The sequence below is a fragment of the Lachnoanaerobaculum sanguinis genome (assembly GCF_033242365.1).
Taxonomy (GTDB): domain Bacteria; phylum Bacillota; class Clostridia; order Lachnospirales; family Lachnospiraceae; genus Lachnoanaerobaculum; species Lachnoanaerobaculum sanguinis.
Window position 1 is genome coordinate 147,345 of sequence record NZ_BTHK01000006.1, and the last position, 19,692, is coordinate 167,036.

Annotated in this window: 14 protein-coding genes, 1 tRNA gene and 1 rRNA gene; 6 read left to right on the forward strand and 10 right to left on the reverse strand. The window is 37.0% G+C overall.

Translation table 11 applies throughout. The features are described 5' to 3' along the window. Positions 1 to 18: 18 nt before the first annotated feature. The 3 genes from SBH76_RS05750 to SBH76_RS05760 all read right to left on the reverse strand — a co-directional run bounded on the left by SBH76_RS05750 (position 19) and on the right by SBH76_RS05760 (position 4,134). Complete coding sequence (locus SBH76_RS05750; RefSeq protein WP_007595156.1) at positions 19 to 1,014, reverse strand: ABC transporter permease; 996 nt, start codon at positions 1,012 to 1,014, stop codon at positions 19 to 21. A gap of 2 nt (positions 1,015 to 1,016) precedes the next feature. Beyond that, positions 1,017 to 2,546, reverse strand: coding sequence for a sugar ABC transporter ATP-binding protein (locus SBH76_RS05755; RefSeq protein WP_317977115.1), 1,530 nt, complete (start codon positions 2,544 to 2,546; stop codon positions 1,017 to 1,019). Positions 2,547 to 2,775: 229 nt separating this feature from the next. After that, positions 2,776 to 4,134, reverse strand: coding sequence for an MATE family efflux transporter (locus SBH76_RS05760; RefSeq protein ID WP_317977116.1), 1,359 nt, complete (start codon positions 4,132 to 4,134; stop codon positions 2,776 to 2,778). Positions 4,135 to 4,422: 288 nt separating this feature from the next. Here SBH76_RS05760 and secA point away from each other — a divergent pair, with 288 nt between their 5' ends. From secA to SBH76_RS05785, 5 genes are all read left to right on the forward strand, one after another. Then, entirely contained in the window at positions 4,423 to 6,996 is a 2,574-nt protein-coding gene (gene secA, locus SBH76_RS05765) for a preprotein translocase subunit SecA (RefSeq protein WP_317977117.1), read from the forward strand. An 18-nt stretch (positions 6,997 to 7,014) separates the two neighbouring features. After that, on the forward strand, positions 7,015 to 8,058 hold the full coding sequence (locus tag SBH76_RS05770; protein WP_317977118.1) for a hypothetical protein: 1,044 nt from the start codon (positions 7,015 to 7,017) through the stop codon (positions 8,056 to 8,058). 146 nt (positions 8,059 to 8,204) lie between these two features. Further along, positions 8,205 to 10,562, forward strand: a complete 2,358-nt coding sequence (locus tag SBH76_RS05775) for an endonuclease MutS2 (RefSeq protein WP_317977119.1) — start codon at positions 8,205 to 8,207, stop codon at positions 10,560 to 10,562. Positions 10,563 to 10,576: 14 nt separating this feature from the next. Continuing rightward, a complete protein-coding gene (locus SBH76_RS05780) occupies positions 10,577 to 11,284 on the forward strand; it encodes a response regulator transcription factor (RefSeq protein ID WP_007595143.1) in 708 nt (235 codons plus the stop codon). Next, positions 11,281 to 12,681 (forward strand): sensor histidine kinase, encoded by a 1,401-nt coding sequence (locus SBH76_RS05785; RefSeq protein ID WP_317977120.1) that lies wholly within the window; start codon positions 11,281 to 11,283, stop codon positions 12,679 to 12,681. Before SBH76_RS05780 ends, SBH76_RS05785 begins: the two co-directional genes overlap by 4 nt. 55 nt (positions 12,682 to 12,736) lie before the next feature. Here the strand turns inward: SBH76_RS05785 and SBH76_RS05790 are convergent, their stop codons facing one another. The 5 genes from SBH76_RS05790 to SBH76_RS05810 all read right to left on the reverse strand — a co-directional run bounded on the left by SBH76_RS05790 (position 12,737) and on the right by SBH76_RS05810 (position 18,036). After that, positions 12,737 to 13,648: an SPFH domain-containing protein gene (locus SBH76_RS05790; protein ID WP_314097140.1), complete on the reverse strand. Its 912-nt coding sequence runs from the start codon at positions 13,646 to 13,648 to the stop codon at positions 12,737 to 12,739. 23 nt (positions 13,649 to 13,671) lie between these two features. Next, positions 13,672 to 14,073 carry an NfeD family protein gene (locus tag SBH76_RS05795; protein WP_314097143.1) on the reverse strand — a complete coding sequence of 134 codons (402 nt, stop codon included), beginning with the start codon at positions 14,071 to 14,073 and terminating at the stop codon, positions 13,672 to 13,674. Positions 14,074 to 14,219: 146 nt separating this feature from the next. Next, positions 14,220 to 14,594, reverse strand: a complete 375-nt coding sequence (locus SBH76_RS05800; RefSeq protein ID WP_314097145.1) for a choline-binding protein A — start codon at positions 14,592 to 14,594, stop codon at positions 14,220 to 14,222. A 138-nt stretch (positions 14,595 to 14,732) separates the two neighbouring features. Beyond that, the gene (locus tag SBH76_RS05805) at positions 14,733 to 17,138 is read right to left on the reverse strand and encodes a clostripain-related cysteine peptidase (RefSeq protein WP_317977121.1); all 2,406 of its coding nucleotides are present in this window, start codon (positions 17,136 to 17,138) and stop codon (positions 14,733 to 14,735) included. 100 nt (positions 17,139 to 17,238) lie between these two features. Next, complete coding sequence (locus SBH76_RS05810) at positions 17,239 to 18,036, reverse strand: class I SAM-dependent methyltransferase (RefSeq protein ID WP_007595130.1); 798 nt, start codon at positions 18,034 to 18,036, stop codon at positions 17,239 to 17,241. A gap of 406 nt (positions 18,037 to 18,442) precedes the next feature. Here SBH76_RS05810 and SBH76_RS05815 point away from each other — a divergent pair, with 406 nt between their 5' ends. Continuing rightward, the gene (locus SBH76_RS05815) at positions 18,443 to 19,276 is read left to right on the forward strand and encodes a hypothetical protein (protein ID WP_314097149.1); all 834 of its coding nucleotides are present in this window, start codon (positions 18,443 to 18,445) and stop codon (positions 19,274 to 19,276) included. A 120-nt stretch (positions 19,277 to 19,396) separates the two neighbouring features. Here SBH76_RS05815 and SBH76_RS05820 read toward each other — a convergent pair. Together SBH76_RS05820 and SBH76_RS05825 are read right to left on the reverse strand one after the other, a co-directional pair. Further along, positions 19,397 to 19,469: transfer RNA gene (locus SBH76_RS05820), tRNA-Gly, on the reverse strand. Between the two features lie 89 nt (positions 19,470 to 19,558). After that, positions 19,559 to 19,692 (reverse strand): 23S ribosomal RNA (locus tag SBH76_RS05825); the annotation flags it as partial.

Sequence of the window (19,692 nt, forward strand, 5' to 3'; positions counted from 1 at the left end):
TTCCCGGTATAAAGAGTTCTAATCAGATTTTCTTTCAGATTGCATAAATACTGCAACAATTATAATAAGTCCCTTTACCATCAACTGTAAATTTGAATTGACTCCCTTAAGTCCAAGCACATTGTCAAGTAATCCGAGTATTATCGCACCTACCAAGGTGCCTATCATTGTTCCTTTTCCGCCGGCAAGTGAAGTTCCTCCTATAGCACAGGCCGCCACAGCATTGAGCTCATATCCTATACCTTCATTAGGTCCGCCCTGACTTATCTGTGCCGCATGTATCATAGCCGCTACCGCAGATAACATACTGCAAAGCATAAATGCTATTATCTTTATTCTGTCTACAGGTATACCTGCAAGATAGGACGCATTTTTGTTTCCACCGATTGCATAAACCTTTCTTCCGAAAGATGTCTTTGAAAGCACACATTGAAAGATCAAAAGTAAGCTTATAAATATAATTACAGGTGCAGGTATCACTCCGAAGGCCTTTTCCTGCAATAATCCGAAGGCAGGAGGTGCAAATCCCTCTCCTTCACCATATGCCAAAGGAATTCCGACTCCGTTTGACCAAAATCTTGCCAAACCTCTTGCAATATTCATACTTGCAAGCGTAACTATAAAAGCCTGAAGTTTAAGCTTTGTAACACATAATCCGTTAAATAAACCGTATAGAGCGCCTATAAGTAAACTTAAAAGCACTGCCGGAAACATTCCAAGTCCGTTTCTTACCATAAGTGAGGCACAGCCTGTGGATACCAGTCCCACAATCGAACCTACAGACAGATCGATGTCTCCTAAGATAAGTATCATTGTCATACCTATGGCAATAATACCGGTTTCTGAAACTGCACGAAGTACATTCATAAGGTTTGGAACACTTAAAAATACATTTTCTCCGTCCTTGATATTTATAAGTGTAGCCACCACTACTATAATTATCAGCGCAATATAGCTTTGAAATTGTTTTAAAAAACTTTCTATTTTTTGAATCTTTAATTTATCAGCATCCATGATTAAGCCTCCACTACTTCCTTTCTATTGGTGGCTGCCGCCAGTAATATTTCCTGAGTAGCCTCTTCTTTTGAAATCTCTCCTGTAAGTCTGCCTTCACAAAGAGTAATGATACGGTCACAAATTCCTATTACTTCAGGAAGTTCTGAAGATATTACCACTACCGCAAGTCCCGATGCCGCCAGCTCATTGATCAAAAGATAAATCTCCTCTTTTGCTCCTACATCTATACCTCTGGTAGGCTCATCCAGTAAAAGCACCTTAGGTTTTGTCAAAAGCCATCTTGCAAGAATTACTTTTTGCTGATTTCCTCCGGAGAGTGAACCCACAGGTACTGCCGGAGATTTGGCCTTAACACGAAGTTTTTTCATATATTCCAGCCAGTCTTTTTTCTGTTTACCGTCTCTCATAAATCCGAAGCTTGCATAACGATCATACAAAGGCAGAGAAATATTATCTCCTATGCTTCTGCCAAGAATAAGTCCTGTTCCTTTTCTGTCCTCTGTTGCGAAAGAAATTCCTGCAGCAATAGCGTCTTTAGGTGAACGTATCTGCATTGTCTTTCCATCCATCAAAATCTCTCCGGTGATACAAGTAGCATGCTTTCCTACGATACTCTCAAAAACTTCTGAACGCCCTGCTCCTGCAAGTCCTGCAATTCCAAGCACCTCACCTGATCTTACATTAAATGAAATATCCTTTAGAGAACGCTTAAAGCTTCCCTTAGGAGGAGTGAAGCTTAAATTTTTTACTTCAAGAACCACATCTCCTATTTTCACATTTCTTTTCGGATACTGATCCTCCACCGAGCGACCTACCATCATGGCAATAATTTCATCATTGTTTGTTTCCCCGGCTTCCTTGGTACCTATGTACTCTCCATCTCTCATTACACTTAATCTGTCTGAAATTTTAAATACTTCTTCCATACGATGTGTAATGTAAATAATACCGCATCCTTTTTTCTTTAATTTTTCAATCACATGGAAGAGCTTGTCTGCCTCAGGTTCACTCAGTGCCGATGTCGGCTCATCCATTACTATTATCTTTGCCTCACAGGAAATAGCCTTGGCAATCTCTACAAGTTGTTGCTCTCCGATACGCAAATCCTTAAGCTTTGTACGTGTATCTATCTCCCACTCAAGCATCTTTAAGCATTCTTTAGCCATATCGTGCATCTTTTTCTTTTGCACAAATCCTATGCCTGTTGTCTTCCATCTTCCCAGAAAAATATTTTCAGCAATATCAAGCTCGGGTACGATCTGCAATTCCTGATGAATCTTTACTATTCCAAGACTTCTTGCCTGAATAGGATTTTTTATCTCTCTTTTTACACCTTCAAGTAAAATCTCACCCTCATCCGGGTGTAAAGAACCGCTAAGTACATTCATCAAAGTAGACTTTCCGGCTCCGTTTTCTCCCATTAAAGCCAGCACTTCTCCGCTCCTTAAGTTCAAGGAAGCCTTCTTTAGTGCCTTCACGGCACCGAATGACTTGCTGATATCTTTCATTTCCAATAAGTAAGATTCCATTTTACCTCCTACTATCAGTTCTTATAAATAGTATATATCTTTATATTTACTACTATTTGTTATTTACGAATTCCTTCAGATATCCTTTACTATATCCGAATTTTATCGGAAAGTATTTGCAAAAATCCAAGATATTTGTATAATTTTCCTTGCTTTAAATCGTATTTACAGACACAAAAAAGCCACCGGCAAATCCGATGGCAAAATATAAAAAACCTATAAACTTATACTATAAATTTGCAATTTTCTTATCGTATATCTTCTTCATCAAATATATATCAAAAAATGCACACCCCAGTTCCGCAAGCGGAATGGAATACCACACGGCCTCAAGTCCGAACATCTTTGAAAGCACATAGGCAAGAGGCAGTATTAAAACCAATTGTCTTAGGAATGAGGCATACAGTGCATACATACCGTTTCCCAGAGACTGGAAACTTGCAATAGCTATTACGTCAAATGCCGCCAAAATAAAACAAAGACTGCATATTCTAAGTGCCGGTATTCCAAGCTTCATCATCTCTTCATTCGGACTGAAAAGTATCATAAGCTCTTTTGGGAATATCCAAAAGATTGCGGTTCCTATCACCATTATTACAACAGATGATAAAAACGAATATTTTAGCGCCTTCATTATTCTGTCCTTATTTCTTGCTCCGTAATTGTATGCAACAATAGGTGTCATTCCGTTGTTTAATCCGAATATCGGCATAAATACAAAGCTTTGAAGCTTATAGTATATTCCAAGTACATTTACCGCCATATCCGAATATCTTACAAGTATTTTATTTAACCCGAGCATCATAAGAGTTGACATGGACTGCATTGCTATTGAAGGTATTCCGACCTTATAAATATCCTTTATTATGATAAAATCAGGCTTAAATATATGCTTTCCTAAACTTATATCAACATCTTCATTATATTTCATATTGAAGATAAATGATAAAATCATCGCAATTATCTGTCCTGCCACAGTGGCTATTGCCGCGCCTGCCACTCCCATTTTCGGTGCTCCAAAAAGTCCGAAAATAAGTATCGGATCCAGAATTATATTTATAATTGCTCCTATACCCTGAGTAATCATATTGTAAATAGTCTTTCCCGTAGACTGCAAAATTCTCTCATATGTAACTTCCAAAATAAGGCCGAATGAAAATATAGTTACAATCGAAAGATATGAATATCCCAAAGTTCTTATCGTTTCACTGTTTGTCTGTGCATCAAAAAATGCCTTTGTACCGATTGCACCGAATATCGCAAATGCTATAGATGATATTATTGCAAGTAATACCGCATTATCGGCAGTCACTTTCGCCCTGTCTTTTTTTCCCTCTCCAAGCAATCTTGAAAGTAATGCATTTACTCCCACTCCCGTACCTACAGATACCGCTATCATAAGTATCTGTATCGGATATGCCAATGATACCGCCGCCAGTGCATCGGGGCTGTATCTTGCTACAAATATACTGTCTACTATATTGTAAAGTGATTGCACCAGGAATGAGATTACCATTGGTGTACTCATAGAAAAAAGAAGTTTACCTACCGGCATGACTCCCATACGATTTTCTTTTTCCTCTATCATATCGTCTCCTAAAAATGTTTATCTTATCATTGTACAACGTATCCTCTTAATTTTCTATGCAAATTTATTTTCTACCTATTTTATAGCTTCTATTTTTTACTTTTATTTTACATTACGCCGTCTATATGTGAACATAATATGAATATTTCACCTAAAAGTTGCTAAAGTATCCGCTAAGTGCTAAAATAACTTGATTGATAGGCGCTTTTACAGTAATCTCTATTTGATGTATCTTCTTATATGATGTATTATTGTAGTGTAGTCTAATTTATTTTTGGAGAAACCATAATGAATTTTATTGAAAAGATATTTGGTACACATAGTGAAAGAGAGCTTAAGATAATTGATCCTATTATTGATAAGATAGAAAGCTTACGTCCCACTATGCAGGCCATGAGTGATGAGGAATTAAAAGAACTTACACCAAAGTTCAAACAAAGACTGGCAGACGGAGAAACACTTGATGATATCTTGCCTGAAGCATTTGCAGCTGTAAGAGAGGCTTCAGTAAGAGTTACAGGTATGGAGCACTTTAGAGTACAGCTTATAGGTGGTATGGTGCTTCACCAAGGTCGTATTGCCGAGATGAGAACCGGTGAGGGTAAAACTCTTGTTTCTACCTGTCCGGCTTATTTGAATGCCCTTGCAGGCAAAGGTGTACTTATAGTAACTGTTAACGACTATCTTGCACAGCGTGATGCCGATGAGATGGGACAGATTCACAGATTCTTGGGACTTAGCGTAGGCTGTGTCTTAAACTCTATGAACTCGGAGCAAAGACAAGAGCAGTATGCCTGTGATATCACATATGTAACCAACAATGAGCTCGGTTTTGACTATCTTCGTGATAACATGGCTATTTATAAGAAGGATCAGGTTTTGCGTTCACTTGATTACGCTATCATCGATGAGGTTGACTCAATTCTTATAGATGAGGCAAGAACACCGCTTATTATTTCAGGACAGTCAGGCAAATCCACAAAGCTCTATGAGGTTTGTGATATGCTTGCAAAGCAGCTTGAAAGAGGTGAGGCAAGTGCCGAATTTACAAAGATGGGCGCTCTTATGGGTGATGAGATTGAAGAAACCGGTGATTTCATCGTAAATGAGAAAGATAAAGTAGTAAACCTTACAGAGGAAGGTATCAAAAAGGTCGAGAAATACTTTAATATCGACAACCTTGCAGATCCTGAGAACCTTGAAATACAGCATTGTATTATTCTTGCTCTTAGAGCTAACAATCTTATGTTCAGAGATAAGGATTATGTTGTAAAAGAGGACGAAGTTCTTATCGTAGATGAGTTCACAGGTCGTATAATGCCCGGTAGAAGATATTCTGACGGTTTACATCAGGCTATAGAGGCTAAGGAGCATGTAAATGTTCAAAGAGAGTCAAGAACTCTTGCTACCATCACATTCCAGAACTTCTTCAACAAGTTCAAAAAGAAAGCAGGTATGACCGGTACCGCTCTTACTGAGGAGAAGGAGTTTAGAAATACTTACGGTATGGACGTTATCGCTATACCTACCAATAAGCCTATAGCAAGAATTGACCACGAGGATGCGGTTTATAAATCTAAAAAAGAAAAGTTCAATGCCGTTGTTGAAGATATTAAAGAAACTCATGCTAAGGGACAGCCTGTACTTGTAGGTACCATTACAATTGAGACTTCCGAGATGCTCTCAAAGATGCTTAAAAAAGAGGGAATACCTCATGAAGTACTTAATGCAAAGTTCCATGAAAAAGAGGCTGAAATTGTTGCAAAAGCAGGTATACATGGTGCCGTTACCATCGCTACCAACATGGCAGGTCGTGGTACCGATATCAAGCTTGATCCTGAGTCTGTTAAAGCAGGCGGTCTTAAGATTATAGGTACTGAAAGACATGAAAGTAGACGTATCGACAACCAGCTTAGAGGTCGTTCAGGTCGTCAGGGTGATCCGGGTGAATCAAAGTTCTATATTTCACTTGAAGATGACCTTATGAGACTCTTCGCTTCAGAAAGACTTATAAAGATTTTTAATGCCATCGGTGTTCCTGAAAATGAAGAAATTCAGCACAGTATGCTTACAAGAGCTATTGAAAAAGCTCAGATGAAGATTGAGAGCAACAACTACGGTATAAGAGAAAACCTCTTAAAGTATGATGAAGTAAATAACGAACAAAGAGAAGTTATCTACGAAGAAAGAAACAAGGTACTTGAAGGCGACAATATGCGCGATACCATTCTTCGTATGATAAATGATGTAATAGAACGTTCTGTAAATATGGCTATCTCAGATGAAGTACCTTCTTCCGAGTGGAATATTACAGAGTTACATGAAATTTTATTGCCAATCATTCCTCTGACTCCGGCTGACTACAGTACTGTAGACAATATGAAAAAGGATGAACTTATTCATAAGCTGAAAGAAGAGGCTGTTAAGCTTTATGAAGCCAAGGAAGCTGAATTCCCTGATGCCGAAAAGATTCGTGAACTTGAGCGTGTAGTTTTATTAAAGGCTATCGATAACAAGTGGATGAATCATATCGACGATATGGAACAACTTCGTCAGGGTATCGGATTACAGGCCCTTGGCCAAAGAGACCCTCTCGTAGAATACAAGATGGCTGCCTATGATATGTTTGATGAGATGACTGTCGGTATCGCTGAAGATACAGTGCGTATTCTCTACCATGTCAAGGTTGAGCAGAAGGTAGAAAGAGAGCCTGTTGCTAAAGTAACCGGTACAAATAAAGATGACAGTACCGTAAAGAAGCCTATTCGTATTGAAGCAAAGGTTTATCCTAACGATCCATGTCCATGTGGAAGCGGAAAGAAGTATAAACAATGCCACGGTAGAAAAGGAATGACATTATAAAATTTTTGGGGAGTTATTATGAATATTAAGAATAATAAAGCATCTTTTATAGGATCAATATTTATAGGTGTATTATTGATTGTGGCAGGTCTGATATATGGCTATATGCATTCAAAATTATTCCTTACATTTAATTCTGCTGAAAAAATGTATAAGGATGAATATTACTACATTTCAGACAATAAAGAGGTATATGCTTTAAGTATATATGATATATCAAGTACCGGTATTACCTCTGATGATGGAAAGCTTGAACTTTACAATGTATTTGGAGGCAATGGTAGTCTTTATTATATGACTGCAAATCCAAACAATTCAAAGATCAAATCTTTGGTTGACCTCTATGATAAATATGCAAGTGAAGAACATGGTGAGGGCGATCTTTCACCTGTAAACTATTTGATGGTGGAATTGGTTTCTGATGACAGCTATAATTTAGATATTATTAAAGATCTAGCTGATTCGATCGACCCGGACCATACCTATAGAAATGATGGTTCTCTTCATGATGACTTCTATTTAAAAAATACATCTCTTGCCAGCTCTATTGCCTTTCATATAGCTATTACTTTAGTTATTATGGCGATTGGTATAGGCATTATTATCGTTGCACTTGCCAGAAAGTCTAAGAATCAGGATACATATGAGAAACTTTGTGAACTTGATGAAAGACTTAGAGATAATATAAATGAACTTGAAAATATCGCAGACTATGTTGATAAATCTCTTGGAGCTTATGTATATAAGAACCATTTGATACTCAATACAAAGTTCGGCTTTGATATGTTCAATTTAAATAATCTCGTTTGGCTATATCACAATATAACAAGACATAAGATGTATGCCGTTATAACTATAGGTATCGACTATGCTCTTCAGATTAATACTTTTGAAGACGGAAGATGTCGTGAGCAAAGAGTTATGTTGACAAATAATAAAAAAGCTGAGGATGCTGTTGTATCTCTTATAACCTATATAGGTATGAATTATCCGAATGCACTTATCGGATTCACACCTGAAACAAGACAGGCTTATCAAGAGTTTAAACGATCACACAGATAATTTAACCGGTCTTAAAATCATAAGTAAATCTTGTGATTTTAAGGCTGTTTTTTTGTCATAAATAATATTTTTTGATATAATGATTCTGAGATTATAAAAGACTTTTAAAACCTTTATCACTTACAGTGAAAATTTAAGGACAAATTATGAATAAAAAAACTTTAAAAATACTTGAATATGAAAAAATAATAAATATGCTTGTAGATATGGCAAGCAGCGAACCTGCAAAAAGGATTTGTATTAAATTACAGCCGTCTACAGATATATCGGAAATACAAAAAAATCAGGCTTATACTACTGCTGCAGTGGACAGAATAAGACTTAAAGGAAACCTTACTTTATCTGAAGTAAAGGATATATCGGACTCCTTAAAAAGACTTGAAATAGGCTCCTCGCTTTCACAGCCTGAGCTTATGAAAGTTCTATCAATCCTTAATGCGGCTTCAAAGGCCATTACCTATGGCCTGCACTCTGAAGAAGAGGACTATGATGTGCTTGAAGAATATTTCAGATCCCTTGATGAAATTAAGGATCTGAAAAAGGAACTTTCAAGATGTATAATTTCTGAAGAAATAATGGCAGACAATGCCTCTCCCGAGCTTAGCCATATAAGAAGAAAAATAAAGCAGATAAACTCAAAGATGCATACCGAACTTAATAATATACTGAATGCGCACAGAGAATATCTTATGGATGCGGTGATCACCCAAAGAGACGGTGCTTACTGTCTGCCTATAAAAAGTGAATATAAAAACAAGGTTTCAGGTGTTGTACATGACCAGTCTGCTACAGGCTCCACAGTATTTATTGAGCCGATAGCTGTAATCAGAATGAACAATGAGCTGAAATCTTTAGCGATGGATGAGAAAAAAGAGATAGAGAAAATACTTGAAAACTTGAGTCTGTTGGCCGCACAATATATTGAAGAGCTCAGACAAAATGCAAAGACTCTTATCTTACTTGACTTTGTATATGCCAAGGCAAATCTTTCAAAGAAGATGAATGCAAGTGAGCCTAAGTTTAACTCAAAGCATTATATAAATATAAAAGAAGGCAGACACCCTTTACTTGATGCCAAAAAAGTGGTACCTATCAATATCTCATTAGGTGATACTTATGATTTACTGATTATCACCGGACCTAATACCGGCGGTAAAACGGTATCTCTAAAAACAGTGGGACTGTTCACACTTATGGGACAGTCGGGACTTCATATACCTGCCTTTGAAGGAAGCGAACTTTCAGTATTTACAGATGTATTTGCTGATATAGGTGATGAGCAAAGTATAGAACAATCCCTCTCCACCTTCTCAGGCCATATGAAAAATATCGTATATATTTTAAATCATGCGGATGCCAATTCACTCTGTCTTTTTGATGAGCTTTGTGCAGGTACCGATCCGACAGAGGGTGCGGCACTTGCCATATCAATACTCTCATTCCTTCACAGAATGCAAAGCAGATGTATTGCCACTACTCACTACAGTGAGCTGAAAGTGTTTGCACTGAATGAACCCGGTGTTGAAAATGCCTCATGTGAATTTGATGTGGCCACACTATCTCCTACTTACAGAATTCTTATAGGAGTACCGGGTAAATCAAATGCCTTTGCCATAGCCGGAAAGCTTGGACTTCCTGATTATATAATTTCAGAGGCGGATACTCATCTTGAAAAGGATGCGAAGGACTTTGAGGATCTGCTTACAAGGCTTGAAAATGACAGGCAGATAATAGAGAAGGATAAATTATCCATTCAAAAATATAAAAGAGAAATTGAAGGCCTGAAAAGGCATTATGATAAGCAGGAAGAAAACCTTGCCGCAAGAAAAGAAAAGATTTTGGAAGAAGCCAAAGAAGCGGCCAGAAAGATCTTGGAGGAAGCAAAGGAAACCGCTGACGACACTATTAAAAATATCAACAAAATAGCATCGGGCGCAGGTCTTGGCTCGGCGCTTGAAGAGCAAAGAACCAGGCTTCGAGAATCAATAAATAAAAATACAAAGACTGCCGGAATCAAACAAAATACTGTAAAGGCCAAAAAGCCTAAAGAGCTTAAGCTTGGTGACAGTGTACATGTTATAAGTCTCAATCTTGACGGCATAGTATCTTCTCTGCCAAATCAAAGCGGTAATTTCTTTGTGCAGATGGGTATACTCAGATCTCAGGTAAATATATCCGATGTGGCTTTGATTGAAGAGCCGGGCAATAAACCTGAGAATAAGACAAGAACTAGAAGTTCTTCAATGGTAAAGTCCGCCACAATATCCACAGAGATCAATGTTATCGGTAAAAATGTGGATGAGGCATGTTCCGAACTGGATAAGTATCTGGATGATGCTCTGCTTGCTCATCTTCCGGGCGTAAGAATTATTCACGGAAGAGGTACAGGTGCATTGCAAAAGGGTATACATGCCTATCTGAAAAGGCAGACCTTTATCAAGAGCTATTCTCTTGCCGACTTTAATGAAGGCGGTAATGCTGTAACTATCGTGCGTTTTAAATAATATATAGGTGAAAAATGGCAGAAAAACAAAGAATTTTAATTGTAGATGATGATGAGAATATAGCGGAACTTATTTCATTATATTTGATGAAGGAGTGTTACGAAACAAAAATAGTGGGTGACGGCGAATCGGCCCTTTCGGATTTTGATGAGTTCAAACCACATTTGGTTCTTCTTGACCTTATGCTTCCGGGTATTGACGGCTATCAGGTTTGCAGGGAGATAAGAGCAAAGTCCGGTACTCCTATAATAATGCTCTCAGCCAAAGGTGAAGTATTTGATAAAGTTCTCGGTCTGGAACTCGGTGCCGATGACTATATGATAAAACCTTTTGACTCAAAAGAACTTATCGCCAGGGTAAAGGCTGTAATAAGGCGATACAACAACAGTACAATCTCATTGCCTGAGGTACATACAGGTGGAGAATATGTGGAATATCCCGACTTAAACGTGAATATGACAAACTATGCGGTAACATACCTTGGAAAGAATGTTGAAATGCCGCCAAAGGAGCTGGAACTTTTATACTTCCTCTCCTCTCATCCCAATCAGGTATTTACAAGAGAACAGCTGCTTGATAATATCTGGGGATATGAGTATATAGGTGATACCAGAACCGTAGATGTGCATATCAAGAGATTGCGTGAGAAAATACATGACAATAAGTTCTGGTCAATATCCACCGTATGGGGTATCGGATATAAATTTGAGGTTAAAAAATGAAACTCTCTCTATATCTGAAATTTATTTTAGCTTATATAGTTTTCGGTATAGCAGGTTTTGTGGCAATAGCAACTATTTCCAGCCATTTGACCTATTCATATCTGGTCGATTCCAGAAGTCAGACGCTTTATGATGAGGCTAATCTTATCGCCTCTACCTACTCTACCGTATATGAGGGGCAAAATATCTCTCTGGCGGAAAGCTATCCTCAGCTGAAAGCCGTAGCGACTTTCCTGAATGCAAAGATATGGGTAATGGACAGAAACGGCAAGATAATAGTGGATGCCGAAAATAAAAGAGTTTCGGATAGTATATCGGATTTTGACCCTACCGCTACCGGTAACAAGTCCTATATGGTCGGAAATTACTTTAACTCATTTGATGAGGATTATCTTAGTGTTTCCGCACCCATTACAGGTAATTTTCGTACCTACGGCTATGTAGTCATCCACCTCCCTATGGTAAATGTTACAAAGAGCCAGTACCATATTTTAAATATAGTTTATATGACATCTTTGATAGTATTTTTACTTTCACTGATTATTTTAATAGTATTTCAGCGTATTGTTTACTCTCCGCTTAGGAAAATAACAAATGGAGCCAAAGCCTATGCCGAAGGGGATTTAAAGTATGAAATAAAAGTACATTCAAATGACGAGATGGGTTATCTTGCGGCGACATTAAACTATATGTCCGATAAACTTGATGATACCGAAAATTATCAAAAAAAGTTTATTTCAAATGTATCTCATGATTTTCGCTCACCTTTAACATCTATAAAGGGCTATCTTGAGGCTATTTTGGACGGTACCATTCCTCCCGAGATGCAGGAAAAATACCTCACAAGAGTTATTGATGAGACAAACAGACTTACAAAGCTTACGGAAAGTATTCTTTCACTGGATTCGATTGAAAGTGTTAAGCTGAATAAAACAAGCTTTGATATAAACAAGATGATCAGAGATACCGCAGGCAGCTTTGAAGTACAGTGTAACAGTAAGAATATTACAATAGAGCTGATATTTTCCAATGTCTCCCAATATGTTATAGGTGACTATACAAAGATACAGCAGGTACTTTATAATCTTATTGATAATGCCATAAAATTTTCCTCTCAAAACTCTTCCATCATTGTACAGACCAGTTTAAAAAAGGAGAAAATTTTTATTTCAGTTAAGGACACCGGAATAGGTATTGCTAAGAATGAGCAGTCCAAGGTATTTGACAGATTCTATAAATCAGACCTCTCCAGAGGTAAGGATAAGAAGGGTACAGGTCTTGGACTTGCAATAGTAAAAGAAATATTGCAGACTCATGGCGAGAATATAGATGTTATAAGTACCGTAGGTGTAGGTACCGAGTTTATCTTCTCTTTACCTGCCGGCAAAGAAAATTAATATTGGAATATATAAAAACGGACTTTTGCGAATAAACAAAAGCCCGTTTCTTGTATTACTGTTCTTTTTTCAATTCTACTTTTTGATTTAACTCTGCAAAACTTGTAGCTAATGATGCAAGTCCGCTAAGCTCTGTAGGTATGATGATCTTTGTTGATTTTCCGTCAGCTACCTTCTGGAATGCCTCAAGTCCCTTAAGTGTAAGTACCTTCTGGCTTGGATCCGCCTCTGAAAGCACTCTTAAAGACTCTGCCTGAGCCTTCTGGATTGCAAGTATAGCCTGTGCCTGTCCTTCCGCTTTCTTTATAGCTGTTTCCTTTTCAGCCTCCGCATTAAGTATTGCAGCCTGCTTATTACCCTCTGCTACAAGAATCGCACTTTCCTTCTTAGCCTGAGCCTCAAGAATATTTGCTCTCTTCTCACGCTCGGCCTTCATCTCCTTCTCCATTGCAACTCTGATATCTTCAGGTGGCAAAATACTCTTTAACTCCACACGATTCACCTTGATACCCCATGGATCTGTAGCCTCATCAAGCTCGGATCTCATAGCTGTATTTATAGTATCTCTTGATGTAAGAGTCTGGTCTACAGTCATATCACCTATGATATTTCTAAGAGTAGTCGCTGTAAGATTCTCTATAGCTGATATAGGTCTCTCAACACCGTAAGTATAAAGCTTAGGATCGGTTATCTGGAAATATACTATCGTATCTATCTGCATAGTAGCATTATCCTTTGTAATAACCGGCTGTGGAGGAAAATCCACCACCTGCTCTTTTAATGAAATAACCTTTGATATTTTATCAAAGAAAGGGTTGATAAAATGTAATCCTGAACGAAGTCCTTGTGAATACTTTCCAAGTCTCTCAACTACATATACTTTTGACTCAGGTACTATCTTTATTGCCTTTACCGTAATCACGAATATAATAGCCAATAAAACAACAATAATTCCAACGCCTATCATTTGTTATGTCTCCTTTAAATAAATTAATTTCTGCCGATAATTATCTTATTGCCTTCAAATTTATCAATGTTGGCAATATCTCCGGGCTTCAATTCCAAATTTGCAATTGCTGTCCATATGCCACCTTTAAATCTTACATCATAAATATAATTATTATCTTCAACAGATGTAAGCTTCACTATCTTTACCTTCTCAGTATCCATACTCTCCTTACCCTTCATAAAGGATTTGAAAATACTTCTAAAGAAAGCTATAAAGATCAATGACAGTACACAGAATATGATGACTTGTATCTCAAGTGGTTTAACAAACAAAGATACCGGCATCATAATGAGTGCTGCAAGAGCCAGCCACACTGAAACCAGTCCGGGAATTATAATTTCTCCAATGGCAAATATAGCAAATAAAACTCCCCAATAAAACATATTTCCTCCTTCCGCTTATAAGTAGTTCTACCAAAGCATATTAGAGATATAACACTATATTATCGTTTTTATTATAGCACAAATTATACTTATATGCTAATAAAAACCTCAAGGATATCCTTGAGGCTCTTATTTTATAATATAGATTATCTAACCCACTTGCCGTTGCTGTCTACCCAGTATCCGTCAGGAGTTCTGGCATTATACCACATTGCTCCGTCAGCACCTACATAGTAAGAACTTCCCTGGTAGTTGATCCAAGCGTTTCTGTACATATAGCCCCAGTGATCAAAGTAATACCACTTACCGTTGTCCTTGATCCAGCTGTCTGCTACATATGAAGTACCTGCATTAACGTTCAACATATAGTACCATCCATGCTCGTCTCTACGCCACTCACCTCTGTCTGCCGGCATACGCTCTAAAACTGCTGCCTGCGCTGTCACCGGGGGAACTACCGCACCGCCAAGACTGAATGTTGCAAATAAAATTGCTGCTGATTTGATTAAACCTTTTTTCATCATTCCTCCTTCTCTCCTATACCATTGTTAATCTGACAGATTAACTGTCTTTATATAGTATAAACCAATTTTGTATTTTATATCTTACATTGTGTTTACAAAATATTTGCTAATTACATACATTATGTATAAGAATATCTATTTACTCTTTAAAGCCGGAGTCCAATAGCTGTTATTGTATATATCTGTGAATTTATAAGTGATTTGATTGTCATCCTTCACAAGAACATAAGATACCTTTGGAGCAGTCTTTCCAACCACATACTCATCATCCAGTTTATAATCATCAAGATATGTACCGTCATATCCGTAATAAGCATATATAAACTGTATTCTGTCTCCCTCAACTATATCCGTTATATTCTTTGCGATGGTTTCTGTTTGTGTATCTTTATAATCTGTATTTGCTCCTGCCAGATATCCGTTAGGATGCTCGCCGTCAAATATAATTATCAGATTGGCTCTCTCACCGTTTAAAATAACAGGTACACGTCCTATAGTAACCGTCTCATCTCCGTTTTGTGTAGTTGAAAGATGATAGTATGCAACAGGTTGCTGATCTATAGCAATCCATGCTCTTTGAGTATCTGCAAGCATATCTCCGTTTTCATCAAACTCAAAGAAATTGTCAAGTCCCATATCTATATATCCGCTTCCCTGGTCCAAAAGCATACTCTCTTCTATACTTGATACCATATTCCACTCATCCTCGGATAAATGAATCTTAGGTGTGGAATACTGATCTGTCCATTGAAACTTTGAAGCATCGAGTCTGTTTGATAAAACATAGTTTCTTATTGTTTCATCAGACATATTTCTGTTTTGCAAAAAGCCTATACTTGAAGTATCAAGCCCTATATTTGCAAGGCTCTCTGATGATAAGCTTCCTGATATAAGACTTGCTATCAAACTGTCAATATCTGCAGCTGAAAATGAACCTGAACTGTTTCCTTGATAGTTTCCTGTTAATGTATTTGCAGGGGTTGTTTCTCCTCCGCCTACAATCTGTCCACTCGCCTGTAATGTGGCAAACTGCTGTATCATCTTGGTGTACTCACTGTCCATACCTATGTCACCGTAAGTCTGAACCATTCTGTCAACCTTTGATAACTTCTTGTATGGGAAATAGATTGAAAGCCCATATGAGTTTGACATATTTGAAGATGTCCTGTTGTATTTTACAGCACCAAGTATTGACTGTATTGTAGGGTCGTTTTCATTCTGCTCAAGATTATACACAAGGTTTACCAAATCTACCTGATCAATATTTGATGATTTTGCAAACTCTCTGCTTGCAGTTCTTGCATAAGATACTTTGCTGTATTCATTATTCTCTATATACGATGCGGTATCTCTTGCAAAGCTTGAAAGGCTGCTTGGAACTGTAGCCTTAAGCTCAGCCAAATCCACCAAAGAAAGAGTTGTAGACTGTCCCCTTGCACTTCTGTTACTCTCATCTATAAAATCATCCACTATCTTCTTTCCAAGATCAAGAGTGGAAATTGCGGTATTACTGCTAAGATTGCTCAGCCAATTGGTATAATACCATCCTGTTCCCGGCTCCGTCTCCTCGGATGCAATCAAATAATCCGCATAATCTGAAAGTGCAAGTGCCGTCTCTGTAGTAGCCATCAGACAGGCATCAAATCCTATAAAGTCATACTTCATACCGGTTTGCGCAATAGCAGCTTTTATTTTTGCAAGATTCATTGATCCCGAGTTCGGATTTTTTTCATCATATCCATAACCTGTTACAGAACCGCCGCCGTGATCCCAGAAAATAAGCTGATATCTGTTAGCCGGAAAATTATTCTTACAATAGTCAATAAATCTAACCAATGTATTAGGATCTGTCATTGAAGGATTTGAATTGTCATCTGCAAGCTTATTCATTTTTCCGTCCGCTATCTGATAGATTTCATTGTTTGATGATGATACTACCGAGTTTTGCCAGGTATTTGTTCCTCCCGTATATACAAGCAGGTTAACATTACTTGAAATATTGGCCTTTGTCATCTCAATAAGATCTTTCGTAGCCATTCCGTGCTTAGTCTCAAGGTCTGTACCGCACATGTATACCATCACGGTTACACTGTCACCGCCTGTAGGCCTGTAAAACTTCTCTCTGGCACTTTCATGCACTGAGGTATCCAGTTGTCCTCTATTATCGGTAACTCCGCTCCATGCACTTCCTACACCGCTTATACTTGATGCCGCTGTGCTTCCGATTGATGAAGGCAAGGTCGGGATACTGATCATCGGTGTTGTTCCTGTACTTGTACTATTTGTACTATTTGTACTATTTGTACTACTGCTTAATCCTCCGAGTATTGAACTTAATATATTGCTTTTATTACCTGTGACAATACTTATTATTACAAAAACTACAACTATCAATAAGCTGAACGGCGAACGTCCTCCGCCTCCACCTCTTCCGGATGAATTCCTGTTTCCTCCACCGGAACCTCCCACAAACGATCCTCTACCCAAAACACTTCTACCTGTTCCGGTAACCTCTCTTCCATGTGATAACGGTCTACCCATCTACTCTCCTCCTGTTTGTTATTTATGCCGACAATACTTTAAGCATAGTTTATTCTAACAATAATCTCAGCATACCGCAATAAATCATTACAAACAGTTATTATTTTGCATCATATTTGCATATTACAAGCCTGTTATTCATAAGATATATGATTGGAAGAAAGATTTTACCATACCATTTCATCTGCTTTGCTATTTGTTTTGTAAAGTTTATAAATCCGATTTGCTTCAGTTTAGGATTAAGTTCTATAATCTCTTTGCCGTTCGTAACTCCAAAATGATACTCGGACTTGGTTCGTTTTACAGCCTTATTCGTTTTTGCCTTATTCACAAGTCTTTTGGAAAGACAGTCCAGATGAAGTACAAAATGTTCAAAATTATCTGTAAGTATATTTAAAAACTCCTTCACCTGCTTAGGATAAAAATACATAATCATCCCCTCTGAAATAATCAAAAGCTTCTCTCCCTCTGTATCTATCTCCTTTGTCCATGACTTATCAAGGGCTGATTTTTCGATATTTTTTACTCTGTCATTTTCCTCAAAGAATTTTTTTCTTAAACTTATTATCTCCGGAAAATCTATATCATACCAATGTATTCTACCGTTATCTACACGGAAAAATCTTGTATCCAGCCCTGAACCAAGTGAAACTATATGACAATCAGGGTATTTGTCTATAAACTTTTTCACCTCATCATCCATAACCTTGGCTCTCGCAATAATACCTAAAAGATTCACCTTTTCATTACTGAAAGAGCCAAAATCATAGTCAATCATATCCACCATTTCAGCCGACTTTTTATCCTTTAATATAGATTTTTCAGATTTGTAATCTCTTGCCCTTGCATCCAAAGTTATAAGCATAGTCTCCATAACACCTTCAAGTTTTATCTTCATAAAAGCCTCCATTTACCGCTATATCTGCGGTATAAAAATATATATATTCTGATTATGTTAGTTCTTGCTAACTTAGGTTATATCATACTTCTGTTTTATAGAAAACTCAATAAATTTATCTTTTTAAGAATTGTAAAGAATTATATCTTTATAATTTGCCGATTCGCATTTTACTTTACATCTTTAAACCGTTAAATTTTTTGATTTTTTTTATTATTTTCACACATACAAGAGATTATAAAAATTGTTTTTTTCTTAGTACATGAATATTATTTAATTAAATGAGCATGTTTTTATTTACATTTACCAATATTATGTTTGGTAATTGACCTATTCTTTATTTGTGATAAAATAATATTCAACAAATATATTTGCAATATTATTTTTAATATTTTGGGAGGAATATATGTATAAACTAAAAAAGATACCGTTACTGCTTTCAGTTTTATTACTGTCATTACAAGGATGCTCAGGAAGTAAAGTTACTGCTTCAGATATGCAGGGGGAAAAGTTTTTTTATCAGATTTCAGATGCTTCTTATTCTACAGGTAAATATACTTTGGATGAACTTGCAGAACGTAGAAAAAACCCCTTATTTATTGATAATTTACAAAAGTTTAATGCGGAACTGAATTCAACAGATACTGTGGATTTTTATAATATGAAACATGCATATGTTGATTTTATAGGTAAGTGGAATAAGCCGGAAGATTTGACATATGGCTATAAAGAAAAACTGGATTTAATAGATAAGAAGATGCTTGTCAATGAAAAACTTGAGTATATAACTCCGATAGATGCATTTATTCTAAATAAAAAAACAATGCAAAAACTTGGACTGGATTATTTATCAGATCAGGATTTTATATATAATGGTGAGTTTCCCATGGTGCTTGGCTACGGCTTTAAAGAATATTATAATATCGGTGATACCATTCCTATAAGATATTCAGGAGAAAGATTTAACGGAAAGGTGGTAGGTTTTTATGATAAGGACTTGGTATTTGATGAATTTTCACATTGTGACAGTTATTCCACCGTTATAATTCCATATATGGATAATCTTGAAAGCAAGGATGATTACGAAAACAAAGAGAGTTTTCTTAATGCTTATAAATCACTTAAAAATTTAGGCTATATCTATTTCCCAAATACTGTAGATTATGAAAAAAATAAAGATGCGGTGGAAAAAATAGCTCAAAAATATAATCTGGATTATACTGTACTGAGAGGTTATTAAAATGATACTACAAGTTAGATGTCGGCTTATAAAATTGGCCGACATATTTTATTTTTTAAATTATGATATGTATTCATTAATTAAAAAAAGCCCTGAAAACAAGGCTTGTAAAATAAAAAGAGCGCGAGACGGGACTCGAACCCGCGACCCCGACCTTGGCAAGGTCGTACTCCACCAACTGAGCCACTCGCGCATACACATATTCTATCACTAAAATTAAAAATTGTAAAGATGTACCTTCAAAACTGCGTACCAAACTTAAAAAATAAATTCCTTATCCTTTTGGTTAAACCCTCGACCTATTAGTAACCATCAACTTAATACATTACTGTACTTACATCTTGGCCCTATCTACCTCGTAGTCTTCAAGGGGTCTTACTGTTTTCACATGAGATATCCCATCTTGAGGGGGGCTT

What these genes read in the sequence shown, in the direction of transcription:
- SBH76_RS05805 (WP_317977121.1), bottom strand. Translation starts at nt 17,138, where the DNA reads ATGGGTAGACCGTTATCACATGGAAGAGAGGTTACCGGAACAGGTAGA.
- SBH76_RS05770 (WP_317977118.1), top strand. Translation starts at nt 7,015, where the DNA reads ATGAATATTAAGAATAATAAAGCATCTTTTATAGGATCAATATTTATA.
- SBH76_RS05810 (WP_007595130.1), bottom strand. Translation starts at nt 18,036, where the DNA reads ATGAAGATAAAACTTGAAGGTGTTATGGAGACTATGCTTATAACTTTG.
- SBH76_RS05755 (WP_317977115.1), bottom strand. Translation starts at nt 2,546, where the DNA reads ATGGAATCTTACTTATTGGAAATGAAAGATATCAGCAAGTCATTCGGT.
- secA (WP_317977117.1), top strand. Translation starts at nt 4,423, where the DNA reads ATGAATTTTATTGAAAAGATATTTGGTACACATAGTGAAAGAGAGCTT.
- SBH76_RS05815 (WP_314097149.1), top strand. Translation starts at nt 18,443, where the DNA reads ATGTATAAACTAAAAAAGATACCGTTACTGCTTTCAGTTTTATTACTG.
- SBH76_RS05795 (WP_314097143.1), bottom strand. Translation starts at nt 14,073, where the DNA reads ATGTTTTATTGGGGAGTTTTATTTGCTATATTTGCCATTGGAGAAATT.
- SBH76_RS05800 (WP_314097145.1), bottom strand. Translation starts at nt 14,594, where the DNA reads ATGAAAAAAGGTTTAATCAAATCAGCAGCAATTTTATTTGCAACATTC.
- SBH76_RS05790 (WP_314097140.1), bottom strand. Translation starts at nt 13,648, where the DNA reads ATGATAGGCGTTGGAATTATTGTTGTTTTATTGGCTATTATATTCGTG.
- SBH76_RS05750 (WP_007595156.1), bottom strand. Translation starts at nt 1,014, where the DNA reads ATGGATGCTGATAAATTAAAGATTCAAAAAATAGAAAGTTTTTTAAAA.
- SBH76_RS05760 (WP_317977116.1), bottom strand. Translation starts at nt 4,134, where the DNA reads ATGATAGAGGAAAAAGAAAATCGTATGGGAGTCATGCCGGTAGGTAAA.
- SBH76_RS05780 (WP_007595143.1), top strand. Translation starts at nt 10,577, where the DNA reads ATGGCAGAAAAACAAAGAATTTTAATTGTAGATGATGATGAGAATATA.
- SBH76_RS05785 (WP_317977120.1), top strand. Translation starts at nt 11,281, where the DNA reads ATGAAACTCTCTCTATATCTGAAATTTATTTTAGCTTATATAGTTTTC.
- SBH76_RS05775 (WP_317977119.1), top strand. Translation starts at nt 8,205, where the DNA reads ATGAATAAAAAAACTTTAAAAATACTTGAATATGAAAAAATAATAAAT.